Here is a 21,420-nt window from a genome sequence, read left to right as displayed (position 1 = left end):
CGAGGTTAAAAATGACGAGCAAGATATGGGGCGGCCGCTTCAAAAGCGCAACCGACGCGGTTCTGGAGGCGATCAACGTCTCGATCGACTTCGACAAGCGCCTCGGCCTCCAGGACGTCCGCGGCTCGCTCGCCCATGTCGCCATGCTCGGCGAAACGGGGATCGTGTCGCGCGACGACGCGGCGAAGATCGCCGATGGATTGGAGCGAGTCAAAGCGGAAATCGAGAACGAGCGCTTCCATTTTTCGCGCGCGCTCGAAGACATTCACATGAACGTCGAGTCGCGTCTTGCCGAGTTGATCGGCCCGGCGGCGGGGCGGCTGCACACGGCCCGCTCTCGCAACGATCAGGTGGCGACCGATTTCCGCCTCTACATTCGCGATCAGATCGACGCGCTCGATGCCGAACTTGCCGATCTGCAGCTCGCGCTTGCGACCCGCGCGCGGGAAGAGGCGGCAAGCGTCATGCCCGGCTTCACGCATCTGCAATCGGCGCAGCCCGTGACGCTCGGCCATCATCTCCTCGCCTATGTCGAAATGATCGCCCGTGATCGCGGACGTCTTCGCGACGCGCGCGCGCGGCTCAACGAATGTCCGCTCGGCGCAGCGGCGCTGGCCGGGACGAGCTTTCCGATCGACCGCGCGATGACGGCGCGCGCGCTCGGCTTCGATCGGCCGACGGCGAATTCGCTCGACAGCGTCTCCGATCGCGACTTCGTTCTGGAGACGCTGAGCGCGGCGGCGATCTGCGCCACGCATCTGTCGCGCTTCGCCGAAGAGATCGTGCTTTGGACGACGCCGCAATTCGGCTTCATCGCGCTGTCCGATAAATTCACTACCGGCTCGTCGATCATGCCGCAAAAGCGCAATCCCGACGCCGCCGAGCTCGCGCGCGGCAAATCGGGCCGCGTCATCGGCGCGCTTGTCGCGCTGCTCGTCGTCATGAAGGGCCTGCCGCTCGCCTATTCGAAGGACATGCAGGAGGATAAGGAAGGCGCCTTCGACGCGCTCGACACCTTATCGCTCTGCATCGCCGCCATCGCCGGCATGGTCCGCGACATGCGCATCGACCGCGCGCGGATGAAGGCGGCGGCGGGCGCGGGCTATGCGACCGCGACCGACCTCGCCGACTGGCTCGTGCGGGCGCTGTCGCTTCCATTTCGCGAAGCGCACCACGTCACCGGCCGCATCGTCGCGCTCGCCGAAGCGCGCGGCGTGGGTCTTGAGGATTTGACGCTTGAGGACATGCAGAGCGTCGAACCACGCATCAGCGCCGATGTGTGCGACGTGCTCGGCGTCGAGAAGTCGGTGCAAAGCCGCAAAAGCTTCGGCGGCACGGCGCCCGACAATGTGCGCGCCGCCGCGCAAGTCTGGCTCGACAGATTGAAGGACAAATGAACGACATTTCACCGCGACTCTATCTCGCGACCCCGCCGCTTGCCGACGCGGCGGCTTTTGCGCCCGCGCTCAATGAGGCGCTGGCGGCGGGCGACGTCGCAAGCCTGCTCATTCGTTTCGCCGATGCCGACGAACGCGGCCAGGAAGCGATCGTGCGCGCTCTGGCGCCCGGGGCGCAGGATAAAGGCGTCGCGGTCCTTGTCCAGGCGGCGCCCAATGTCGCGCTGCGCGCCGGCGCCGACGGCGTCCATGTCGCCGGCTGCGGCGAAGATCTCGCCGACGCCATCAAGAAATTGTCGCCCCGCTACATCGTCGGCGCCGGAGATATCGAGACGCGCGACGACGCCATGCGCGCGGGCGAGTTGAGCGCCGACTATGTAATGTTTTCGGATTTTGACCGCGACGCGCTCATTGAGCGCGTCGGCTGGTGGGCGGAGCTTTTCAACACGCCCTGCGTCGCTCGCGCGGAATCGCTCGACGACGTCGCGCCGCTGGTTCAGGCGGGCGCCGACTTCGTGCGGCTCGACGACGCCGTCTGGAGCGACGCGCGCGGTCCGGCGGCGGCGGTGGCTGAGGCGCAGGCGAGGCTTAAGGGAGCAGGCGCATGACTCAAAGCCGTCCCCATCATCCGGAAAGGGACGCGTCATTGCGAGGCGCAAAGCGCCCAAGCAATCCAGGAGCCGAACGATGCTTGCTGGATTGCTTCGCTTCGCTCGCAATGACGGCGTTCATCGCAAGTTGCATGCTCTTTCTCGCGCCTGCCGCCCGCGCCGCCAATGATGCGCCGCCCGCGCCAGACTTCGCCTTCGGCGCCTATCAGCGCGGGGATTATCTGGTCGCGATGAAGGAAGCGAAGAAGCGCATCGCCGCCAATCCGAAGGATGCGGCCGCGCTCACTCTTATCGGTCAGCTTTACCTCGAAGGCGCGGGGGTGGGGCGCGACCTCTCGACCGCGATGGAGTGGTTCAAGAAGGGCGCCGACGCTGGCGACAAAGAAGCGGCCTATCTCTACGGCGCTGCGGCGCTCAATGGCGCCGGCGCGCCGAAGAACCGCGCGCTCGCCCGCGCCTATCTGGAAAAGGCCGCGGCGCAGGATCATCCCGCCGCCCTCCATCTGATCGGGGAGCTCGCGCTCGAAAATGAGGGCGCGCCGTCCGACTTCGGCAGAGCGTCTGACTATTTCCGCCGCGCCGCGGCGAAAGGGGACGCGGATTCGCTCTACGCGCTTGGCCTTCTCTACAAGACTGGCAGAGGCGTTCCCAAGGACGAGCGCGAAGCCGCGGAATGGTTCAGGCGCGGGGCCGAGCTGGACTTCGCGCCGGCGATGGTCGAGTTCGCCGTTCTCCAGTTCAATGGCGTCGGCGTGCCGCGCGACCGCGCCGCAGCGGCGCAATGGTTTCGCAAAGCGGCGGCCAAAGGCAACGCCGTCGCGCAAAACCGTCTCGCGCATGTTCTCGGAGAAGGTCTTGGTGTCGAAGCCAATCTCACCGAAGCGCGCGAGTGGCGCGACAAGTCGCGCGAAGCCGGGTTGAACGATCCCTCGCTCGATTATCTCTCGAGCGCGTCCGCGCCGGCGAAGCCGACCGCGGTAAAATGAGCGCCGGCGGCGCGAGCGCGGCGACGCGGCGGACCGTCGCCTTCCTTCGCCGTTTCGTTAAGCCGCGCATCTTGGCGTTGACGGCGCCTTTGCGCGGCCTTCAGCGGCTCGTCGAAGTGCTGTCTCCCGAACGGCGCGCGCCTTTCGCGGCAGAGATTCCTGGCGATTGGACTCCTGCTTCAGGCGGCGCGATTGCAACGCTGTTCTATCTCCACGGCGGCGCCTACCTCATCGGGTCGCCGCGGCTTTTTCGCTATGCTTCGCGCGCGTTCGCGCGCGTGGGCTTCGACGTCTTTGCGCCAGCCTATCGGCTCGCGCCGGAGCATGTCTTTCCCGCCGCGCTCGACGATGTTTTGCGCGCCTATCGGACCCTCACTGAGGCGCGGCCGGGCCCCTTCGTCATCGTCGGCGATTCGGCTGGCGGCGGGCTTGCGGTCTCGCTGTTGCTGCGCATACGCGACGAAGGTTTGCGAACGCCCGTCGCCGCGGCGCTGTCCTCGCCCTGGGTCGATCTCGCAGGGACCGGCGCCTCGATGCGCGAGAATGAAGAACGTGACCCCCTGTTCACGCGCAAGGACATTCTGCTCGGCGCCCGCGCCGTGCTAGGACGCCAAAGCGGTAGAAATCCGCTCGCTTCGCCGATCTACGCCGATCTTTCAGGGCTGCCGCCAATGCTCGTTCACGTCGGCGCGGACGAAGTGCTGAGAGATGATGCGACGCGGCTCGTCGCGCGCGCACGGCAGGCGGGGGTCGACGCGCAGCTCGAGATCTGGCCTTGCGTGCCGCACGCCTGGCAGCTGATGAGCTTTCTTCCCGAAGCGCGCGACTCGCGGGCGAAAGCTATCGAATTTTTGAAAATGCGGGTCGCTCAGGCGCCCTCCAAGGCGGCCGGCTGATCAGGCGTGGCGCCGGCCCACTCTCATCATTCGGCCGCCAGAGGCAGGTCCTCCGGCGTGCCGCGACCCGAACGCGTGAGAAAGCGGCGGCACTGCTGCTCGCGATCGTAGCCGAGCAGCGTGCCAAGCATGAAATCCTCCTCCGCCGTGAGCGCGTTGAGCGGACGCGTGACGATGGAACGCGCCACGGCGACGTAGGCGGGCCGGCCAAAGAAGAGGTTCACCTTGAACTGATTGAGTTCCTGGACGAAGTGATGGATGCCTTGCCTTTCTAACTTGCCGAGCGTCACTTCCAGTTCCCGACGGCTAAGGGTCATCAGAAACAGGCCGCGAACGCCCCGCCCATATTCGTAGATGTTGTGATGAAAGAGTCGCAGCACCGGCGCCGCGTCGGCACAGCCACCGCGCGTCGACAGGGGCTGAACGCTCTCGTCGATCAAAGTAACTGACTCAGCCATGCGGTCACTCTTTTCTCGGTCTTGCCAGACTGGGTGTCCTGGTCGAGGGCGAGGCCCACGAACTTGCCATCCCGCTCGGCGGTGGAGCCGACATAGTCATAGCCGGAGGTTTCGGTGAAGCCGATCACCTGGGCGCCGAGCGCCGACACTTCGTCATAGAGGATGCCCATCGCGTCGACGAAGGAGAGCGGATAGGTCTGCTGGTCGCCGGTGCCGAAAAGGGCGACTTTCTTGCCGTTCAAATTGGCGCCGCGCAGCTTGTCGATGTTCTCTTCCCAATCGGTTTGTAAGGTGCCGTCGCCATAGGTGGGAGAACCCAGGATCAATAGATGGCAATTTTCGAAGTCGTCGGTCGTGGCGTCCTTGATATCCACAGACCGCCCCTGGCACTTCTTCGAGATTTTTGAAGCAACCCCCTTCGTCGCGCCCCCGTCGGAACCGAAGATGACCGTGATGCTCATGCCCGCGCCTCTTCCGCGAATTGGACGATGAAGTCAGCGGTTAAGCCAAGAAAAGCCCAAAGAGCCGCTCTAAGGAAGCACACGCTGCTGATGACCCGTGTATAGCGCAAATCTATTGCTCATAAAATGACTATATATTGGAATGTGTGTAATTGTATGTATTGTTACTTTGTATTTATTGTAATTACGAAGCACAGTCTTTCTTCGAACAGACGAGCGATGCGGCTGCTTCGAGTTGGCCGACAAACGCCAAGGCTCTCCAGAGTCGGCGCACAGACGGGCGTCGTTGGGCTGCTGGATTGGATGGGTATGTTGAAGATCGGCGTCACCGAAAAGACGGCTCTTGAAGCTTCGCTTCGAGCCGAGGCCGCGCGCTGATCAGCGCCTGGCGCTGCCCCAGGGACCGCGCGGCGGCCAGAGCGGATGGCGTCCGTCCTTGGGCAGGAAGGCGGCCGCGTCCTCGCGCGGCGCATCGATCGCTTCGCGTTCTTCTCCTGCAAGCGCAACCGACACATCCCGGCCGCCGCCGAATTCGACGAGCGCCGCGACACGCGCGTCGACGCTCGGATGGGTCGCAAGCCAGCCAAACTCCGGATGCAGCGCCGGCGATTCGATGAAGAAATACTGCATGCGTGAGGGCATGTTCGGAATCGCCGCATGCGCTTCGATCTTGCGCAGCGCCGAGATCATCGCGTCGGGGTTCTTCGTCAGTTCGACGCTGCCGGCGTCGGCGAGGAATTCGCGCGAGCGCGACAGGGCGAAGCGGATCAGCACGGAGGCGCCCCAGCTCAGCGCGATGATGAACAGGGCGATGAGAACGGCGAGCGCCGCGCCGCCATTGCCTCTTCGGCCATTGTCGCTTTCGGGGCGATGCGGCGAGAAGCCAAAAGGAAAATCCCAGCGGCGGATCGTGAGATCGGCGACGAAGGCGAAAATGCCGGCGAAGATCACGGCGATCACGAGAAGCTGAACGTCGCGGTTGCGAATGTGGGTCAATTCATGCGCGAGGACCGCCTCGAGCTCGGCGTCGGTCAGATAGCGCGTCAGACCCCGGGTCACCGCGATCTTGTACTGTCCCTGTTTGAGCCCGGAAGCGTAGGCGTTGAGCGCGTCGCTCTCGATGAGCTGCAGAGCGGGAATCGGCACGCCGCGGGAGATGCAGAGATTTTCGAGCAGATTGTAGACGCGCGGGGATTCGGCGCGCGACAGGTCCGCAGCGCCGGTGGCGAAGTCGATCATCTTCTGATGGAAGAGATAGGCGATGACGAACCAGGCGCCCGCCGCGACGACGCCGATCGGCCAGCCGCGTTTCAGATCATCCACCGCGAGCGCCAAAATGTAGTCGAAAGGCGCGTCGGGCCGCGCGCTCATGGCCTCGATCAGCAGTGCGAATGAGAACATCAGCGCCAGAAGCAGAACGACGAAGCCGGCGAGCAGAAAGGCCGAGCGCAGTTCGTTGGCGCGAATGTGGGAATAAAGGCCGTAGGCTTTGAACATGGTGTTCCTGCTGCTGTCATTCCGACGCGCGTTCGTAACGCCTGATCGGGAATCCAGGCCTTAAAATTGCGCTTTGCGAGATCTGGATTCCCGATCAGGCCTTCGGCCTGTCGGGAATGACAACCTGCGCGGCGCCGCGCGCGCCTAGAACTCCACCTTCGGCGGGGTTTCGACGGCCTTCTGCTGCGCTTCGTCCAGCTCGAAATAGTCGAGCGGCTCGAAGCCGAAGCGCTGCGCGATCAGGAAACCAGGAAAGCCCTCCCGCGTGGCGTTGTATTCGGCGACGGTATTGTTGAGGAAGCGCCGCGCCGCGGAAATCTTGTTTTCGATGTCAGACAGCTCGCTCTGCAGCTGCTGGAAATTCTGGTTCGCCTTCAGATCCGGATAGGCTTCCGACAGCGCAATCAGCCGCGAAAGCGCGCCGGTCAGCGCGCCCTCGGCCGCCCCTATCTGCGCCGGGCCTTGCGCGGTCACCGCGGCGTTGCGCGCCTTGACCACGTCATCCAGCGTGCTTTTCTCATGGGTGGCGTAGCCCTTTACCGTCTCGACCAGATTGGGCACGAGGTCGTGGCGCTGCTTGAGCTGCACATTGACGTCGGAAAAGGCCTGCTTGCCGCGCTGGCGCAACGACACGAGGCCGTTGTAAACGCTGACCAGCCAGAAGGCGACGGCGGCGACGAGGCCCAGAATAATCAGCAAAGACATGGCGCGCGCTCTCCAGGCGCCGCTCCGCGCGGCGGCGATCATTTTTTGCCCGTGCATGTTAGCCGCGTTTGGCGCTTAGGCAAGGACGCGGGCCCCCCTTTCGATTTGACGGACGCGTCGGTCGCGCCTATCTCATGGAAACGCAAAGAGCCACGGCGAAACACAATGGCCATTCTGCCCATCATCACGCTTCCGGATCCGCTGCTGCGAAAGATTTCCGAACCTGTCGACCGTGTCGACGCGGAGGTGCGGCGTCTGCTCGACGATATGCTGGAGACCATGTACGAGGCGCCCGGCGTCGGCCTCGCGGCGATCCAGGTCGCCGTGGCCAAGCGCATCGTCGTCGTCGACACGGGCAAGACCGAGGAGACGCGTTCGCCGCTCTTCCTCATCAACCCGGAAATCATCTGGGCGTCGGAGGAACTGAGCGTCTATCAGGAAGGCTGCCTGTCCGTGCCCGACTATTTCGAGGACGTGAAACGGCCGGCGCGGGTGCGTCTGCGTCATCTCGACCGCGACGGCGCGGTTCAGGAATTCGACGCCGAAGGCCTGCTCGCGACCGTGGTGCAGCACGAACTGGATCACCTCGAAGGCGGGCTCTTCATCGACCATCTGTCGCGCTTAAAGCGCGAGCGCGTGGTCAAGAAGTTCAACAAGGCGGCGCGCCATGACGAGATCGCCGCCCAGCATCGCGCCGCCACGGAGCGTCAGTCGGAACAAGCCGGAGCCTGACGATTGCGCGACAGAATGCGCGTCGTCTTCATGGGCACGCCGGACTTCGCAGCCCATCTGCTCAAGGAAATCGTCTCTCGCGGCCATGAGATTGCGGCGGTTTACACGCAGCCGCCGCGACCGGCCGGACGCGGCATGGCGGAAAAGAAGTCCGCCGTCCACCTCTTGGCGGAGAGCCTCGGTCTTCCCGTTCGTTCGCCGAAAAGCTTAAAGAACGCCGACGCGCAGGCGGATTTCGCCGCGCTTGACGCTGACGTCGCCGTCGTCGCCGCCTACGGGCTGCTGCTGCCCCAGCCGATCCTCGACGCGCCGCGCTACGGCTGCCTCAACCTGCATGGCTCGCTGCTGCCGCGTTGGCGCGGCGCCGCGCCGATTCAGCGCGCGATCATGGCGGGCGACGCCGAGAGCGGCGTCATGGTGATGAAGATGGAGGCCGGTCTCGACACCGGCCCGGTCGCCTTGACGGCGAAAACGCCGATCGGCGCCGAGATGACGGCGGGCGAGCTGCACGACCGACTCGCGGAACTCGGCGCGCCGTTGATGGCCGACGCTCTCGATCTGCTCGCAAAGGGCGAACTGCGCTTCACGCCGCAGGCCGAAGACGGCGCCTGCTATGCGCAAAAGATCGAGAAGGCTGAAGCGCGGATCGATTGGCGTCGATCGGCGCAAGACCTCCATGATCTCGTGCGCGGCCTTTCGCCCTTTCCCGGCGCTTTTTTCGAAGCCGATCTCGGCCACGGCTGCGAGCGCGTGAAGGTTTTGCGCGCGCGGGTCGAGGAGGGAGCGGGAGCGCCGGGCGCCGCGCTCGACGACGCCGGGCTCATCGCCTGTGGCGCGGGCGCGCTGCGGCTGCTGCGCGTGCAACGCGCTGGCAAGGGCGAAATGGGGATTGAGGAGTTTTTGCGCGGAAGAAAACTCGGGCTTGGCTCTGTGCTGGTCGCTCGCGCTCAGGGCGAGGGAGACGTCCCCTAGTGCGCCTGCATGCTCATCGATCGACTGCCGCAGAAATCCGGTGTGAAATTCAGTGTGATTATGGCAGGCTCCACGCATGACGAAGCCGGCGCTTGCCGATCCCATTCTCGCACGATTCCGCGCCGCGCTCGCCCGGACCTATGGCGAGCGGTTGGAACGCGCGGTTTTGTTCGGCTCGCGGGCGCGCGGAGACGCGCGGCCTGATTCTGATTACGATGTCGCGGTTTTCCTGAGAGAGCAGGAGAGCTTCTGGCAAGAAAGCGGGCGCCTCGCCGAAATCGAGACGGACATTCTTTATGACACCGGCGCCGTCATCAATGCGCTGCCCTTCTCCGCCGGCGCCTACGGCGCTCGCACCCCGCTCATGCAGGAGCTTCGGCGCGATGGCGTCGATCTGTGACGCAGCCCGAAACCTTCGCGTATCTTGCCAAAGCGCAACAGGCCTTGAAGGAGGCCCGGATCGTCCACGCCAACGACCTTGCCGAGGCGGCAGGTCGAGCGGCTTATCACGCCGCCTATCATGCTGCGCAGGCATTCATTTTCGAACGCACGGGCAAGGCCGCGAAAAGTCACAATGGGGTTCGCAGCGAATTCGCGCGCCTCGCCAAGGAAGACCCGCGCATCGATCGAGGGTTCGCCGCTTTTTTGGCGCGTGCATACAATCTCAAGGCCACGGCCGACTATGCAATTGGCGACGACGCGGGCGTCAGCCTATCTGAGGCCGGTCAAGCGATCGAGAGCGCCGCGCAATTTGTCGCGGGCGTTTCGCGTTTGCTAGAGCTGCACGGGTAAAGGGACTGCGTGTTCCGCTCATGAAAAACCACAAATCCGAAACAGGCTCCAATACCTCGCCGTGCCCCGCTTCGCGCTGACGATCGAATATGACGGTGCGCCTTACGTCGGCTGGCAGCGGCAGGCGAATGGCGTTTCGGTGCAGCAACGCCTCGAAGAGGCCGTCGCCGCAATCAATGGCGGCGTGCGCGCCGTCGTTCATGGCGCGGGCCGCACCGACGCCGGCGTGCATGCGCTGGGGCAGATTGCGCATATCGATCTTGCGCGCGATTGGCGCGTCGATCGGCTGCGCGACGCGATCAATGCGCATCTAAAGCCAAATCCGATTGCGGTGCTCATGGCGCGCGCGGTCAGCGAGGATTTCGAGGCGCGCTTTTCCGCGATCCGCCGACATTATCTCTATATCATCGACAATCGCCGCGCGCCTTTGGCGCTGAACCTCGGCCGCGCCTGGCACGTCAAGCGGCCGCTCGATGCGCAAGCCATGCATGAAGCGGCGCAATCTCTCGTTGGCCGTCACGACTTCACGACCTTTCGCGCCTCGGAATGCCAGGCGAATTCGCCGATGCGCACGCTGGAGCGTCTTAACGTGCGCCGTGAGGGCGAGCGCATCGAGATCGTCGCTTCGGCGCGCTCCTTCCTGCACAATCAGGTGCGCTCCATGGCCGGCTCGCTGGAGCATGTCGGCAGCGGCAAGTGGCGCGTCGAGGATCTGGCGCTGGCGCTCTTGGCGAAAGACCGTGCGCGCTGCGGACAAGTCGCGCCGCCGCACGGTCTTTACCTTGTTGGCGTTGATTATTAGCGATATGCGCGCGGACGCCCGCTACTGCTTGTCGCCCGCGCCTGCCTGGTCGTCCGGCGTCGGTTTGGTCGCGTCCTGCTTCGGCGCGGGCGGCTTCGCCGGCTTCTTCGCGGCATGTTTCGCGGCGCCGGGCGCGTTCGCGGATCTGTCTTCCTTGGCAAGCGCGCCATGAATGGGAAGGAAGCTCGCCGATAGCACGGCAGCCAATATGCCGTTCACGCAGGGTCGCTGATTCATCACTGGTTGGTCCCCTCGAAGTGAGAGCCCCCCGCCGAATCAACCGGCCCGCCCCATAGTCATCAGGCGGGCCAACCATGATGATGTTGCGTCCCGCCCAAGTCCGAGCTGCGATGATTTCATGACCAAAAACGCGCCGTTTAAGGTCGTTCGTCCGATTGGTAAATAATGTCTGAATCGAAAGCGCCGCCAAATTCGGCGGCGCAGATTGGTCCCTGCGATGGCGTCAGGTCCAGCGTGCCGATCAAATCGCCGTCGGGCGCTTCCTATTCTTCGCGCTCTATCGCCTCTTCAGGCGCGGGTTCAATCTTGACCGGCCAAATCCCAGGCAGCCTCGCGGCCGGCCTCGGCGCGGCAAGCGCCGTCTTTTGCGCGAGAGCGCCATGGATGGGGATGATGCTGCCCGACAGAACGGCGGCGAGAATGCCGTTAACGGAGGGTCGACGATTGGTCATATATGCCTCGCTTGAAGCCTCGGCGCCGACTCATCTACCCGCCCGGGCGTGACTGACAGTCATATATAGTGGCGAGAAAGAGTCGAGACGAATCTTTCTTGCCGGGCGCCCGGTTAAGAGCCACTGAACCAATTGTAGCCTTTGTCCTCCCAATAGCCGCCTGGGTAGTCATTCGTCACAAAGATCTCGCCGATGAACTTCGGATTTTTGAATCCGAGTTTCGTCGGAAGGCGCAGGCGCAGCGGATAGCCGTATTTGGCGTCGGTGAAATCGAGCGCGAGCAGCGTTTGCGGATGCAGCGCGCTCGGCATGTCGATGCTTGAATAATATTTGTCGGCGCATTTGAAACCGACGTAACGCGCCGTGAGGTCGGCGCCGATCCGTTCGAGAAAATGGCGAAAGGCGACGCCGCGCCATTGGCCGATCGCGCTCCAACCCTCGACGCAGACGAGTCGCGTAATCTGGCTCGACTGTGGCAGCGCGCGTAATTCGTCGAGGCTCCACGGCCGTTTGTCGGCGATGAGGCCGGAGAGTTGCAGTCGATAGCTCTCGCCGTCGATGAGGGGAACATCCTTCTCTTCGTAATAGGCGTTGAAGGGGAAGGGCGTCGTGACGTCCGCCTCAGAATAGGTCGGCGCGAGCTTCACGGGATCGAAAAGCGCCGCCTGGATTTTATCGTTGAAGCGCGACATCGCCATAAGCAGCCGATCGACGGCGTCGTCGTCTTTCAGGGTGCAGCCCGAAAGGAGCGACAGCGCGCCAAGCGACAGGCCTTGCTTGAGAAAGAGCCGGCGTTCGAGTCGCGCGATCTGCGGCCGAAAGGCGGAAAGACGTTCGCTGCGGGGCGGCTTCATCGCGGCGCCTCCGCCCGGCCGGTGAACATCGGGGCCAGAATGCCTTTGACGCTCACGGCGAGTCCGATGTGAACGACAAGGAAAGCGACGATCGCGGCCATGGCGAAGAAATGCACGCGGCGCGCCGCCTCATAGCCGCCCATCAATGCCGTCAGCGTTTGGAGCTGCACAGGCTTCCAGATGGCGAGGCCGGAAAGCACGGCGACGATCACGGCGAGGATGACGCCGATATAGAACAGGCGCTGAACCGCATTGTAGCGGCCGGGCGCATGATCCAGGAGGCCTCGCATCGCGAGCAATACGTCGTCTATCGCGCCGCGGAGCGAGATCGGCACGAAGCTTCTTCGGAAGTGGCCCGAAACCAGGCCGTAAGCGAGATAAGCGAAGCCGTTGAGCGCCAGGAGCCACATTGCGGCAAAATGCCAAGCGAGCGCGCCCGCGAGCCAACCACCCAAAGTGAAGTCCTTAGGAAACTCGAAGCCAAAGAGCGGCGAGGCGTTGTAGATGCGCCAGCCGCTCAGCACCATGACGAAGATCGCGAAAGCGTTCACCCAATGCGTCACCCGAACGAAGAGCGGGTGAATCGTCCTCGGCTTATCGGCGCCGCCAACCATGACGGTTTCTCCTCTTTGCGCCAACATATGGCTTGAGGCGGCGAAAACGAAGGCCTCGCAGGCCCGTTGACAGGCCGGTCGCCTTCGCCCATGAGGGCGAAGCTTTCATCACGCGGGAATATGGCGGCTCATGCGCGTCTTCGTGACCGGCACGGCAGGCTTCATCGGCTTCCACTTGGCGAAGCGCCTGTTAGAGGCCGGGCATCTGGTGGACGGCTACGACGGCATGACGCCTTATTACGATCCGGGTCTGAAGGAGGCGCGGCGCGCCATTCTGCTGCGCAGCAACGGCTATCGCGACACGATCGCGATGCTGGAGGACATGGAGGCGCTGACTCGCGCCGCGGAACAGGCCGCGCCGGACGTCATCATCCACCTCGCGGCGCAGGCGGGCGTGCGCTACTCGCTGCAAAATCCGCGCGCCTATGTCGACGCCAATCTCGTCGGCGCCTTCAACGTCATGGAGATCGCGCGACTGCTAAAGCCGCGGCATTTTCTCTGGGCCTCGACAAGCTCGGTCTATGGCGCGAGCCCGACCGTGCCATTTCACGAGAGCGATCGAACCGATTTCCCTTTGACCCTTTACGCCGCGACGAAAAAAGCCGGCGAAGCCATGGCGCATTCCTATGCGCATCTGTGGTCGATCCCGACGACGATGTTTCGCTTCTTCACCGTCTACGGCCCGTGGGGCCGACCGGACATGGCGCCGTTGAAGTTCGTCGACGCCATCGAGAATGACCGTGTCATCGACATCTATAATCATGGCGACATGTCGCGCGACTTCACCTATGTCGCAGACCTCGTCGAAGGCGTCGTGCGGTTGATCGACTGCGTTCCCGTGCGCGATTCAAGCGATGACAGCGTTTCGCCGGTCGCGCCGTATCGCGTCGTGAACATCGGTCGCGGCGCGCCGGTGCAACTTCTCGACTTTATCGAGACGATAGAACGAGCGCTCGGCAAAAAGGCCAAGCGCAACTATCTTGACATGCAGCCCGGAGACGTGCCGCGCACCTTCGCCAGCGCCGATCTCTTAGAGCGGTTGACCGGCTATCGCCCGCATACGTCGCTTGAGGAAGGCGTCGCGGCGCTCGTCGAATGGTATCGCGACTATCGCGGCGCTCACGGAGAACTGGCCTATTGAGCGCCGACCCTTATTTCTTTTTGGCTGAGAGAAAGTTGTGCGCGGAGTCTTCGTCGAAGACCGGCGTGATGTGATTGACGTTGAGGTCCGTCCAGGATTGGAAGAGCTTGCCGAGGTCGGCGATGTCGTTGGCTTCGACGATGCTCCAGCCCTCGAGCAGCGTGACGGAAAGCCAGTTTCCGACGACTTTCATGCCCTTTGGGGCGGCGTCGCCGAATTTCTGAAAGCGCTTGAGAACCTCGTCGCGACGTTCGGGCGTCATCTCATAATAGATCGCAAACAACATCGGCGTTTCTCCCTGCGGATTGGAAAGCGAAAGACGATTCAGCGCGTTTTTCAAGATTTGCGGCTGGCCGCGCCCAAGGCTGCCTCAATTGGAAATTCCATACAAGGTCTTGGTCATTGTCGCGCGCAGCGCTTTCGTGCGCCGCCGCAGTGTCCTGGGGATAACGTCAGGAAAATTGCCCAAGTCCCTTCAGGCCAGCGTCCTTCTCGGGCCGCTGCGGCGCCTGTCATATTGGCGCGTCTTCACTGATGAGAGAGAGCGCGCATCATGTCGCAGTTTAGCTTCAACGATGGCAATATTCCATGGAAGAGCCTTGAGGGAATCGATCATCTGCTTTTTTCCGTCCTGGATGTCGATGATCGAAACGTCCTCCATGTGCTGTTCAAGTTTTCAGCCAATCAGCGGATCGTGCTTCACCGACATTGCGCGCTCAACAAGACCTTCGTCATTCAGGGAGAACATCGGCTCTATCACGCGAACGGCGAACTCAAAGACGTCAGGCCGGCGGGCAGTTACACCGTCAGCGCTCCCACAGACGAGCCTCATCGAGAAGGCGGCGGCGATCAGGACGTCGTCGTGCTGTTCACCATCTACGATCGCGAAGGCCCGCTCTATGAGATTCTTGATGACGATTCAAATATTGTGGCGACGCTCTCGACGAATGATTTCGTAAATTTTTACGATCGCAAACACTAGCCGCGGCGCTACGAGAGCCACGCCGGCACATGATCCTGCGCAATGAGCGCGGCGACACTTGGACGGGGACGGATCACCGCGAAGCGGTCGCCGTCAACCAGGACTTCCGGGACGAGAGGCCTCGTGTTGTAGGCGCCTGACTGCACGGCGCCATAGGCGCCGGCGGTTAGCACGCAGAGCAATTCGCCGGCGCGCGGCTCCGCAATCTCGCGTCCATGCGCAAGATAGTCGCCCGTCTCGCAGACAGGTCCGACGACGTCGGCGACGATCTTTGGCCTATCGGCGTTCTTTTGGACGGGGATGATGTCGTGCCAGGCGTCGTAAAGCGTCGGACGGATAAGATCGTTCATGCCGGCGTCGACGATCACGAAGGTCTTGGCGTCGCCATGCTTCACGTAGATGACGCGCGTAACGAGTATGCCGGCGTTGCCGACGATGAGCCGTCCCGGCTCCAGCACCAGCTTGCAGCCGAGCCCGCCGAAATGCCTGCGCACGATCTCGGCGTATTTCTCGGGATGGTAGGACTGCGGATCGTCGCCGTCGTGATACGGAATCCCCAGCCCGCCGCCGAGATCGACATGCGAGATAGCGTGCCCGTCGGCGTGCAGGTCGCGCACGAGCTCGGCGAGCAGCGAAAAGGCCTCGTCGAAGGGCGCGAGGTCGGTGAGCTGGGAGCCGATATGCACGTCGGCGCCGGCGAGTTCGATTCCCTTGAGCTTGGCGGCGAAGGCGTAGACTTCCCGCGCCCGCGACAGCGGCACGCCGAATTTGTTTTCGGCGAGGCCGGTGGAAATCTTCTTATGGGTGCGGGCGTCGACATCCGGGTTGACGCGGAGCGACACGCGCGCGGGACGCCCGAGAGCGACCGCCGCTTGCGACAGGGCTTCGAGTTCGGGCTCCGACTCGACGTTGAAACAGAAGATTCCGGCGTCCAGGGCCGCCACGATCTCCTCACGCGTCTTGCCGACGCCGGAAAAGGTGATTTTTTCAGGCGCGACGCCGGCGGCGAGCGCCCGCGCCAGCTCTCCGCCGGAGACCACGTCCATCCCCGCGCCCTCGCGCGCGAGGAGACGCAGCACGGCCTGGTTCGAGTTGGCCTTGACCGCGTAGCAGACAAGCGCGTCGAGGCCGGCGAAGGCCTGCGAAAACACCTGATAGTGGCGTCGGATCGTCGCCGCGGAATAGCAATAGAAGGGCGTGCCCACTTCATCGGCGAGCGTCGCCACGGCGACCTCCTCGGCGTGGAGCGCGCCGTTTCGATAGTCGAAAAGATGCATCGGTTTACAGCAGCGGGTCGAGCGGGAAGGGATATTGCGCCGGGGGTCGATTGCCGATGGTGCCCGGAATAGGCGGCGGCGGGAGTGAGGTCTCAGGAGCGCCGGCCGCCGGCCGGGGCGCCGCGCGCGCCGCTCTCGCTTCCGCCTCCGCCCGCAGGATCGCCCCGCGCGCCTGCGTATCGGGCGGCAGCTCCACAGGCCCGCGACGGCCGCAAGCGCCGAGGCTCGCGGCGACGAGCGCCAGCGCAAGAACCGCCAAGGGGCGGCGGGTGAGGAGCGGCAATGGAGGCGTCACGGCGATTCGTCCCAGGGGAGAGCCGGCGCACTATAGCGATGAAGCAAAAAAAGGCGAGGGCGCAGGCGTGACGAAGATCGGCTTCTTTGCGGGCGAGAGAAAGTCAGGCACGCACTTTGAAACACCGCCGCGCGCAAGAGCACGAGCTCTGCTGTTCCAAAGGAACGGGCGCGGAGCTAGTGATTGCCGTCGACGTGACCACACCTCAGCTGGGCTGGACGCGGCGCTCCAAGGAGCCAAATTAACCGAGAAAGCCCAAAAGCCGGGCCATCCATCGGTGCGCCTTTACGATTTGGCGTCTGCGTGTTTAGGTCGAGCATGGCCAGTTTCCAGCGACTATTCGTGGCTCTTGCCGCGGCTGTTTTCGTGACGGTGGCCCCTGCAGGCGCGGCGGTGCGCGTCCGCATCGACCTTGCCGCGCAAAGGCTCGAGGCGGTCACGCCGGAGGGCGAGACGGTCAGGTGGAGCATCTCCAGCGGCCGCCGAGGATATGAAACGCCGGCAGGAACTTACAGCGTCATGCGCATGGAGGCCGATCATCATTCCGACGAATATGATCAGGCGCCGATGCCCTACGCGATCTTCTTTTCACCGCGCGGCCTCGCCATTCACGGGAGCTATGAGCGCGGTTTGGGCCGTCCGCTCTCGCACGGCTGCGTGCGGCTCGCTGTTCCAAACGCGCGGCAACTCTTTGATTGGGTTGAAAAGCACGGGGCGACGATCGAAATCACCGGCGGCGCGCGCCGCGCGGCTGGCCGCCAGGAAGCCGAGCGCCAGGAGGCGGAGCGCCCACGCATCACGCGGCGACCACGCCCGATTTACGAAGAGCCCTCATTCGGCTTCGGCATGGAAAGCTACTCCCCTTATTAGGTCTGCCGGACCCGCAGCGCCCGGCGTTGCATCTGGGCAACACTCATGGACTGAATCGAAATGGAGGGTGTGGCGCGTTTGCGGGGCTGCTTATTAACGGGTAATGCTCGGATTTCTGGCGCTTGTTGTTGACGAGCAGAGTAGAGACATTGACGACATCCAAAACCCCCCTTCTCGACCGCATCGCCTCCCCCGAAGATCTGCGTAAGCTCCGTCCCAGCGAGCTCAAGCAGGTCGCGGAGGATTTGCGGCGCGAGACGATCGACGCCGTGTCCGTGACCGGCGGCCATCTTGGCGCGGGTCTTGGCGTCGTCGAGCTGACGGTCGCCCTGCATTATGTTTTCGACACGCCGCGGGACAAGGTGATCTGGGACGTCGGCCACCAGACCTATCCCCACAAGATCCTCACCGGCAGGCGCGACCGCATCCGCACGCTGCGCATGGGCGGCGGGCTGTCCGGCTTCACCAAGCGCGCCGAAAGCGAATATGACGCCTTCGGGGCTGGCCATTCCTCGACGTCGATCTCCGCGGGACTTGGCATGGCCGTGGCGCGCGATCTCGCCGACGGCGACAATCACGTCGTCGCGGTGATCGGCGACAGCTCGATGTCGGCCGGCATGGCCTATGAGGCGTTGAACAACGCCGGGGCGCTGCACTCTCGCCTGATCGTCATTCTGAACGACAATGACATGTCGATCGCCCCGCCCACGGGCGCCATGTCCGCCTATCTCGCCCGCCTGGTTTCGGGCGGCGCCTACCGCTCGATCCGCGAAGCCGCCAAACAGCTCGCCAGCCATTTGCCGCGCTTCATCTACGACAAGGCGCGCAAGGCCGAGGAGTTCTCGCGCAGCTTCATCACCGGCGGCACGATGTTCGAGGAGCTCGGCTTCTATTATGTCGGGCCGATCGACGGCCACAACCTCGACCACCTGCTGCCCGTGCTCAAGAATGTCCGCGACAAGGACGACGGGCCGGTCCTCGTTCACGTCGTCACGCAGAAGGGCAAGGGATTTGGGCCGGCGGAGGAATCGGCCGACAAATGCCACGCCGTCAATAAATTCGACGTCGCGACGGGCATCCAGATCAAGCCCAAGGCCAATGCGCCGACCTATACGAATATTTTCGCCAAGGCGCTGATCGCCGAAGCCGAACATGACGACAAGATCGTCGCCATCACCGCGGCGATGCCGTCGGGCACCGGCCTCGACATTTTCGGCAAGGCCTTCCCGCATCGCACCTTCGACGTGGCCATCGCCGAGCAGCACGCGGTCACCTTCGCCGCGGGCCTCGCCTGCGAGGGCTATAAGCCCTTCTGCGCGCTGTATTCGACTTTCCTGCAGCGCGGCTACGATCAGGTCGTCCACGATGTGGCGATCCAGAACCTGCCGGTGCGCTTCGCCATCGACCGCGCCGGCCTCGTCGGCGCCGACGGTCCGACGCACGCGGGCGCCTTCGATCTCGCCTATCTCGGCTGTCTGCCGGGTTTCGTCATCATGGCGCCCTCCGACGAGGGCGAGTTGATGCATATGGTGGCGACGGCGGCCGCCTATGACGACGGCCCGAGCGCTTTCCGCTATCCCCGCGGCGAGGGCCTCGGCGTCGAGCTGCCGGAACGGGGCGACATTCTCGAGATCGGCAAGGGCCGTATCCTGCGCGAAGGCTCGAAGGTCGCGATCCTCTCGCTCGGCACGCGGCTCGCGGACTCCCTGAAGGCGGCGGCGGAGCTCGAAAGTTACGGCGTCTCGACCACCGTCGCGGACGCCCGCTTCGCCAAGCCCATCGACCGTGACCTGCTACGCCGGCTCGCCGCCAACCACGAGGCGCTTATCGTCGTCGAAGAAGGATCCATCGGCGGTTTTGGCTCCCAGGTCTTTCAGGCGCTCTCCGAAGATGGGATGCTGGACGGCGTGCGCGGCGCATTTAAGTTCCGCAGCATGACTCTGCCGGACGCCTATATCGATCATGACAAGCATGAGTTGATGATCGCCAAGGCGATGCTCGACAGCAAGGCGATCGTCGGCAAGGCGCTGGAGCTCCTGGGCGATGAAAAGGCCGCGGCGCGGGTGATGATCGCCTAAGGGCGCGCGCCAACCCTCTCCCTGCGGGAGAGGGTGGTCGCCGGAGGCGACCGGGAGAGGGGGACTCGCTTGCTTGAGCGAGCGTCCGCCCGACGAAATTCTCTTCGACACGAATAAAATCACCAGAGCCAAACCCCTCACCCGGGCTGCTCCGCAGCCACCCTCTCCCTGTGGGAGAGGGTTGGCGCCCGGGACTTTGATTGAGCGTGCCGATGATTTTCGTCGCCTCCGCCGCCGACGCGCCCGCGACGCCCGGCGCCTATGCGCTGGCCTTGCGACTGGGCGCGCCGCTCAACGTTCGCGTCGGGAAAAACTCGGCGACGCTTCCCGCCGGCGATTATCTCTATTGCGGCTCGGCGCACGGCCCCGGCGGGTTGCGGGCGCGATTGGCGCGACACATGCGACCGCACAAGCGGGCCCACTGGCATATTGACCAGCTCACCGCTGGGGCGAGCCTGCTCGGCGCCTTTGTCGAGGAACAGGGCGACGAATGCGCGCTGAACGCCGCACTCGACGGCTTCCCGATCCCGCTGCCGGGCTTCGGCAGTTCGGATTGCCGGCGCTGCGCGGCGCATTTACGATTCTGGCCGGAGGGCGCGCCTCTTCCCTCTCAGTGGGAAAGTGCTAGGAAGACGACCGAATCCCACCTCCCCCTTGAGGCGGCCGGGAGGGGGCGGCTCCGTTAGGGGCGCTCACCCCAGCCGGCATCGCCTTGCGATGCGACCCTCCCCCTTAAGGGAGGGTGGGCGTTGCGCACCGGAACCAGCGGCATGTCCAAAGACGAAATCAAAACCAAAGTTGAGGCGCGCACGCCGCGCGGGCTCGCGGACCGCGAGGCAGGCGAACTCGCCGCCACGGGCCGGATGCTCGATGTCATCCGCGAGGTCTATGAGCTGTATGGCTTCGAAGCGCTCGAGACGCCGGCGATCGAATACACCGACGCGCTCGGCAAGTTCCTGCCGGACCAGGATCGGCCAAATGAGGGGGTCTTCTCCTTTCAGGACGACGACGAGCAATGGCTGTCGCTGCGTTACGATTTGACCGCGCCGCTGGCGCGTTTCGTCGCGCAGAATTTCGACCGGCTGCCAAAGCCCTATCGATCTTATCGCGTTGGCAATGTCTATCGGAACGAGAAGCCGGGGCCGGGACGGTTTCGGCAATTCATGCAGTTCGACGCCGACACCGTCGGCTCCGCCTCCCCCGCGGCCGACGCCGAGATCTGCATGATGGCCGCGAACGCCATGGAGCGCTTAGGGATCGCCCGCGGCGACTACGTCATCAAGATCAACAGCCGCAAGGTGCTCGACGGCGTGATGCAGTCGATCGGCCTTGCCGGCGAGGAGAACGCGGGCCGCCGCCTCGTCGTGCTGCGCGCCATCGACAAGCTCGACCGGCTAGGCCCCGACGGCGTCCGGCAGTTGCTGGGCGAGGGCCGCAAGGACGACAGCGGGGATTTCACCAAGGGCGCGGGCCTACCGCTGCCGGCGATCGACACGATCCTGTCCTTCAGCCTCGGTGGGCAATATCGGGACGGCGCGCCGCCTTTCGATCTCTTCGGCCTGCTCGGCAGGAGCGAGGTCGGCGCCCAGGGCGCAGAGGAGCTTTTGGAAATCGAAGATCTTGCGCGCGATGCGGGCTTTGGGCCGGATCGCATCCGCATCGACCCTTCCGTGGTGCGCGGCCTTGAATATTACACCGGCCCCGTTTTCGAGGCCGACCTCACCTTTGAAACCAAAGACGAGAAGGGAAATCCCGTGCGCTTCGGCTCCGTGGGGGGCGGGGGACGCTACGACGGACTCGTCGGGCGTTTCAGATCGGAAAATACGCCGGCGACCGGCTTCTCGATCGGCGTTTCCAGGCTCTTCGCGGCCTTAAAACTCATCGGCAGCCCCATCGTCTCGGCGCGTCCGCATGTTGGTCCGGTGGTGGTGCTGGTGCTCGATCGCGACAGGCTCGCCGACTATCAGCGGATGGCGGCGCAGCTGCGGGGCGCGGGGATCGCCGCCGAAATCTATCTCGGCGCGGCCGGCATGAAGGCGCAGATGAAATACGCGGACCGGCGCAACAGCCCGCTTGCGATCATCCAGGGCTCCGACGAAAAGGCGCGAGGGGAAGTCACCATCAAGGATCTCGTCGCCGGCGCGAAGGCCGCCGCCAGTATCGCCACCAACGAGCAATGGAAGGCGCTTCGCCCCGCCCAATACGCCGTGCCGGAAGCCGAACTGGTCGAAGAAGTCCAAAAGGCGCTCAAGGAACAAATTTAACCTGCGGCGAAGCTGATCATTGCCAGGCGCGCAGCCGCGTATAG

At 64.0% G+C, this 21,420-nt stretch carries 26 protein-coding genes; 15 read left to right on the top strand and 11 right to left on the bottom strand.

Going from position 1 to position 21,420, the window contains the following annotated elements:
* The first annotated feature begins 11 nt into the window (after positions 1 to 11).
* The 4 genes from argH to ACPS74_RS09665 all read left to right on the top strand — a co-directional run bounded on the left by argH (position 12) and on the right by ACPS74_RS09665 (position 3,890).
* The gene (argH, locus tag ACPS74_RS09680) at positions 12 to 1,397 is read left to right on the top strand and encodes an argininosuccinate lyase (protein WP_029648161.1); all 1,386 of its coding nucleotides are present in this window, start codon (positions 12 to 14) and stop codon (positions 1,395 to 1,397) included.
* A complete protein-coding gene (locus ACPS74_RS09675) occupies positions 1,394 to 2,005 on the top strand; it encodes a thiamine phosphate synthase (RefSeq protein ID WP_029648162.1) in 612 nt (203 codons plus the stop codon). The genes argH and ACPS74_RS09675 overlap by 4 nt, the downstream gene beginning before the upstream one ends.
* A gap of 110 nt (positions 2,006 to 2,115) precedes the next feature.
* Positions 2,116 to 2,994 (top strand): tetratricopeptide repeat protein, encoded by an 879-nt coding sequence (locus tag ACPS74_RS09670; protein ID WP_029648163.1) that lies wholly within the window; start codon positions 2,116 to 2,118, stop codon positions 2,992 to 2,994.
* A complete protein-coding gene (locus ACPS74_RS09665) occupies positions 2,991 to 3,890 on the top strand; it encodes an alpha/beta hydrolase (RefSeq protein ID WP_029648164.1) in 900 nt (299 codons plus the stop codon). The genes ACPS74_RS09670 and ACPS74_RS09665 overlap by 4 nt, the downstream gene beginning before the upstream one ends.
* 26 nt (positions 3,891 to 3,916) lie before the next feature.
* On the opposite strand, the gene ACPS74_RS09660 is transcribed toward ACPS74_RS09665, so the two are convergent.
* The 4 genes from ACPS74_RS09660 to ACPS74_RS09645 form a co-directional block, all read right to left on the bottom strand.
* Positions 3,917 to 4,348, bottom strand: a complete 432-nt coding sequence (locus ACPS74_RS09660) for a DUF2023 family protein (RefSeq protein ID WP_029648165.1) — start codon at positions 4,346 to 4,348, stop codon at positions 3,917 to 3,919.
* Positions 4,327 to 4,809 (bottom strand): flavodoxin FldA, encoded by a 483-nt coding sequence (fldA, locus tag ACPS74_RS09655; protein WP_029648166.1) that lies wholly within the window; start codon positions 4,807 to 4,809, stop codon positions 4,327 to 4,329. Before fldA ends, ACPS74_RS09660 begins: the two co-directional genes overlap by 22 nt.
* Positions 4,810 to 5,187: 378 nt before the next feature.
* A complete protein-coding gene (locus ACPS74_RS09650; RefSeq protein ID WP_029648167.1) occupies positions 5,188 to 6,306 on the bottom strand; it encodes a M48 family metallopeptidase in 1,119 nt (372 codons plus the stop codon).
* Positions 6,307 to 6,450: 144 nt separating this feature from the next.
* The gene (locus ACPS74_RS09645) at positions 6,451 to 7,011 is read right to left on the bottom strand and encodes a LemA family protein (RefSeq protein ID WP_029648168.1); all 561 of its coding nucleotides are present in this window, start codon (positions 7,009 to 7,011) and stop codon (positions 6,451 to 6,453) included.
* A 165-nt stretch (positions 7,012 to 7,176) separates the two neighbouring features.
* Here ACPS74_RS09645 and def point away from each other — a divergent pair, with 165 nt between their 5' ends.
* The 5 genes from def to truA all read left to right on the top strand — a co-directional run bounded on the left by def (position 7,177) and on the right by truA (position 10,309).
* Complete coding sequence (gene def, locus ACPS74_RS09640) at positions 7,177 to 7,743, top strand: peptide deformylase (RefSeq protein WP_018406301.1); 567 nt, start codon at positions 7,177 to 7,179, stop codon at positions 7,741 to 7,743.
* Positions 7,744 to 7,758: 15 nt separating this feature from the next.
* Positions 7,759 to 8,715, top strand: coding sequence for a methionyl-tRNA formyltransferase (gene fmt / locus ACPS74_RS09635; protein WP_051381660.1), 957 nt, complete (start codon positions 7,759 to 7,761; stop codon positions 8,713 to 8,715).
* Positions 8,716 to 8,791: 76 nt separating this feature from the next.
* Positions 8,792 to 9,115 carry a nucleotidyltransferase domain-containing protein gene (locus ACPS74_RS09630; RefSeq protein WP_029648170.1) on the top strand — a complete coding sequence of 108 codons (324 nt, stop codon included), beginning with the start codon at positions 8,792 to 8,794 and terminating at the stop codon, positions 9,113 to 9,115.
* Positions 9,112 to 9,507 (top strand): HEPN domain-containing protein, encoded by a 396-nt coding sequence (locus ACPS74_RS09625; protein WP_029648171.1) that lies wholly within the window; start codon positions 9,112 to 9,114, stop codon positions 9,505 to 9,507. The genes ACPS74_RS09630 and ACPS74_RS09625 overlap by 4 nt, the downstream gene beginning before the upstream one ends.
* A 61-nt stretch (positions 9,508 to 9,568) precedes the next feature.
* On the top strand, positions 9,569 to 10,309 hold the full coding sequence (gene truA, locus ACPS74_RS09620) for a tRNA pseudouridine(38-40) synthase TruA (protein WP_029648172.1): 741 nt from the start codon (positions 9,569 to 9,571) through the stop codon (positions 10,307 to 10,309).
* Between the two features lie 21 nt (positions 10,310 to 10,330).
* Here the strand turns inward: truA and ACPS74_RS09615 are convergent, their stop codons facing one another.
* From ACPS74_RS09615 to ACPS74_RS09600, 4 genes are all read right to left on the bottom strand, one after another.
* Positions 10,331 to 10,546, bottom strand: a complete 216-nt coding sequence (locus ACPS74_RS09615; RefSeq protein ID WP_029648173.1) for a hypothetical protein — start codon at positions 10,544 to 10,546, stop codon at positions 10,331 to 10,333.
* A 266-nt stretch (positions 10,547 to 10,812) separates the two neighbouring features.
* The gene (locus tag ACPS74_RS09610; protein ID WP_029648174.1) at positions 10,813 to 11,001 is read right to left on the bottom strand and encodes a hypothetical protein; all 189 of its coding nucleotides are present in this window, start codon (positions 10,999 to 11,001) and stop codon (positions 10,813 to 10,815) included.
* Positions 11,002 to 11,114: 113 nt separating this feature from the next.
* Positions 11,115 to 11,855 carry a molybdopterin-dependent oxidoreductase gene (locus tag ACPS74_RS09605; RefSeq protein WP_029648175.1) on the bottom strand — a complete coding sequence of 247 codons (741 nt, stop codon included), beginning with the start codon at positions 11,853 to 11,855 and terminating at the stop codon, positions 11,115 to 11,117.
* On the bottom strand, positions 11,852 to 12,469 hold the full coding sequence (locus tag ACPS74_RS09600) for a cytochrome b/b6 domain-containing protein (RefSeq protein WP_029648176.1): 618 nt from the start codon (positions 12,467 to 12,469) through the stop codon (positions 11,852 to 11,854). Before ACPS74_RS09600 ends, ACPS74_RS09605 begins: the two co-directional genes overlap by 4 nt.
* A gap of 130 nt (positions 12,470 to 12,599) precedes the next feature.
* Here ACPS74_RS09600 and ACPS74_RS09595 point away from each other — a divergent pair, with 130 nt between their 5' ends.
* Positions 12,600 to 13,610 (top strand): NAD-dependent epimerase/dehydratase family protein, encoded by a 1,011-nt coding sequence (locus ACPS74_RS09595; RefSeq protein ID WP_029648177.1) that lies wholly within the window; start codon positions 12,600 to 12,602, stop codon positions 13,608 to 13,610.
* 10 nt (positions 13,611 to 13,620) lie between these two features.
* Here ACPS74_RS09595 and ACPS74_RS09590 read toward each other — a convergent pair whose 3' ends face one another.
* Positions 13,621 to 13,896: a DUF3303 domain-containing protein gene (locus tag ACPS74_RS09590; protein WP_029648178.1), complete on the bottom strand. Its 276-nt coding sequence runs from the start codon at positions 13,894 to 13,896 to the stop codon at positions 13,621 to 13,623.
* A 267-nt stretch (positions 13,897 to 14,163) separates the two neighbouring features.
* Here ACPS74_RS09590 and ACPS74_RS09585 point away from each other — a divergent pair, with 267 nt between their 5' ends.
* Complete coding sequence (locus tag ACPS74_RS09585) at positions 14,164 to 14,592, top strand: hypothetical protein (RefSeq protein ID WP_029648179.1); 429 nt, start codon at positions 14,164 to 14,166, stop codon at positions 14,590 to 14,592.
* Positions 14,593 to 14,600: 8 nt separating this feature from the next.
* Here ACPS74_RS09585 and lysA read toward each other — a convergent pair whose 3' ends face one another.
* The gene (gene lysA, locus ACPS74_RS09580; protein WP_029648180.1) at positions 14,601 to 15,869 is read right to left on the bottom strand and encodes a diaminopimelate decarboxylase; all 1,269 of its coding nucleotides are present in this window, start codon (positions 15,867 to 15,869) and stop codon (positions 14,601 to 14,603) included.
* A 4-nt stretch (positions 15,870 to 15,873) separates the two neighbouring features.
* Positions 15,874 to 16,164, bottom strand: coding sequence for an LPS translocon maturation chaperone LptM (gene lptM / locus ACPS74_RS09575; RefSeq protein WP_239753714.1), 291 nt, complete (start codon positions 16,162 to 16,164; stop codon positions 15,874 to 15,876).
* 342 nt (positions 16,165 to 16,506) lie between these two features.
* On the opposite strand from lptM, the gene ACPS74_RS09570 reads away from it, so the two are divergent.
* The 4 genes from ACPS74_RS09570 (at position 16,507) to hisS (ending at position 21,376) form a co-directional block, all read left to right on the top strand.
* Positions 16,507 to 17,034 carry a L,D-transpeptidase gene (locus ACPS74_RS09570; RefSeq protein ID WP_239753716.1) on the top strand — a complete coding sequence of 176 codons (528 nt, stop codon included), beginning with the start codon at positions 16,507 to 16,509 and terminating at the stop codon, positions 17,032 to 17,034.
* Positions 17,035 to 17,183: 149 nt separating this feature from the next.
* Entirely contained in the window at positions 17,184 to 19,112 is a 1,929-nt protein-coding gene (gene dxs / locus ACPS74_RS09565; protein ID WP_029651308.1) for a 1-deoxy-D-xylulose-5-phosphate synthase, read from the top strand.
* 212 nt (positions 19,113 to 19,324) lie between these two features.
* Entirely contained in the window at positions 19,325 to 19,798 is a 474-nt protein-coding gene (locus ACPS74_RS09560; protein WP_029651307.1) for a GIY-YIG nuclease family protein, read from the top strand.
* A gap of 84 nt (positions 19,799 to 19,882) precedes the next feature.
* Positions 19,883 to 21,376 carry a histidine--tRNA ligase gene (gene hisS, locus ACPS74_RS09555; RefSeq protein ID WP_029651306.1) on the top strand — a complete coding sequence of 498 codons (1,494 nt, stop codon included), beginning with the start codon at positions 19,883 to 19,885 and terminating at the stop codon, positions 21,374 to 21,376.
* Positions 21,377 to 21,420 lie beyond the last annotated feature (44 nt).

Origin of the sequence: Methylocystis sp. SB2, from assembly GCF_049817085.1 — a bacterium.
GTDB classification, from domain to species: domain Bacteria; phylum Pseudomonadota; class Alphaproteobacteria; order Rhizobiales; family Beijerinckiaceae; genus Methylocystis; species Methylocystis rosea.
This window is presented reverse-complemented; position numbering and strand designations above follow the sequence as displayed.

What these genes read in the sequence shown, in the direction of transcription:
- ACPS74_RS09650 (WP_029648167.1), bottom strand. Translation starts at nt 6,306, where the DNA reads ATGTTCAAAGCCTACGGCCTTTATTCCCACATTCGCGCCAACGAACTG.
- lysA (WP_029648180.1), bottom strand. Translation starts at nt 15,869, where the DNA reads ATGCATCTTTTCGACTATCGAAACGGCGCGCTCCACGCCGAGGAGGTC.
- ACPS74_RS09605 (WP_029648175.1), bottom strand. Translation starts at nt 11,855, where the DNA reads ATGAAGCCGCCCCGCAGCGAACGTCTTTCCGCCTTTCGGCCGCAGATC.
- ACPS74_RS09645 (WP_029648168.1), bottom strand. Translation starts at nt 7,011, where the DNA reads ATGTCTTTGCTGATTATTCTGGGCCTCGTCGCCGCCGTCGCCTTCTGG.
- argH (WP_029648161.1), top strand. Translation starts at nt 12, where the DNA reads ATGACGAGCAAGATATGGGGCGGCCGCTTCAAAAGCGCAACCGACGCG.
- hisS (WP_029651306.1), top strand. Translation starts at nt 19,883, where the DNA reads ATGTCCAAAGACGAAATCAAAACCAAAGTTGAGGCGCGCACGCCGCGC.
- ACPS74_RS09595 (WP_029648177.1), top strand. Translation starts at nt 12,600, where the DNA reads ATGCGCGTCTTCGTGACCGGCACGGCAGGCTTCATCGGCTTCCACTTG.
- ACPS74_RS09615 (WP_029648173.1), bottom strand. Translation starts at nt 10,546, where the DNA reads ATGAATCAGCGACCCTGCGTGAACGGCATATTGGCTGCCGTGCTATCG.
- ACPS74_RS09665 (WP_029648164.1), top strand. Translation starts at nt 2,991, where the DNA reads ATGAGCGCCGGCGGCGCGAGCGCGGCGACGCGGCGGACCGTCGCCTTC.
- ACPS74_RS09590 (WP_029648178.1), bottom strand. Translation starts at nt 13,896, where the DNA reads ATGTTGTTTGCGATCTATTATGAGATGACGCCCGAACGTCGCGACGAG.
- ACPS74_RS09560 (WP_029651307.1), top strand. Translation starts at nt 19,325, where the DNA reads ATGATTTTCGTCGCCTCCGCCGCCGACGCGCCCGCGACGCCCGGCGCC.
- fmt (WP_051381660.1), top strand. Translation starts at nt 7,759, where the DNA reads ATGCGCGTCGTCTTCATGGGCACGCCGGACTTCGCAGCCCATCTGCTC.
- fldA (WP_029648166.1), bottom strand. Translation starts at nt 4,809, where the DNA reads ATGAGCATCACGGTCATCTTCGGTTCCGACGGGGGCGCGACGAAGGGG.
- ACPS74_RS09610 (WP_029648174.1), bottom strand. Translation starts at nt 11,001, where the DNA reads ATGACCAATCGTCGACCCTCCGTTAACGGCATTCTCGCCGCCGTTCTG.
- ACPS74_RS09630 (WP_029648170.1), top strand. Translation starts at nt 8,792, where the DNA reads ATGACGAAGCCGGCGCTTGCCGATCCCATTCTCGCACGATTCCGCGCC.
- ACPS74_RS09675 (WP_029648162.1), top strand. Translation starts at nt 1,394, where the DNA reads ATGAACGACATTTCACCGCGACTCTATCTCGCGACCCCGCCGCTTGCC.
- ACPS74_RS09670 (WP_029648163.1), top strand. Translation starts at nt 2,116, where the DNA reads ATGACGGCGTTCATCGCAAGTTGCATGCTCTTTCTCGCGCCTGCCGCC.
- ACPS74_RS09600 (WP_029648176.1), bottom strand. Translation starts at nt 12,469, where the DNA reads ATGGTTGGCGGCGCCGATAAGCCGAGGACGATTCACCCGCTCTTCGTT.
- ACPS74_RS09585 (WP_029648179.1), top strand. Translation starts at nt 14,164, where the DNA reads ATGTCGCAGTTTAGCTTCAACGATGGCAATATTCCATGGAAGAGCCTT.
- ACPS74_RS09660 (WP_029648165.1), bottom strand. Translation starts at nt 4,348, where the DNA reads ATGGCTGAGTCAGTTACTTTGATCGACGAGAGCGTTCAGCCCCTGTCG.
- def (WP_018406301.1), top strand. Translation starts at nt 7,177, where the DNA reads ATGGCCATTCTGCCCATCATCACGCTTCCGGATCCGCTGCTGCGAAAG.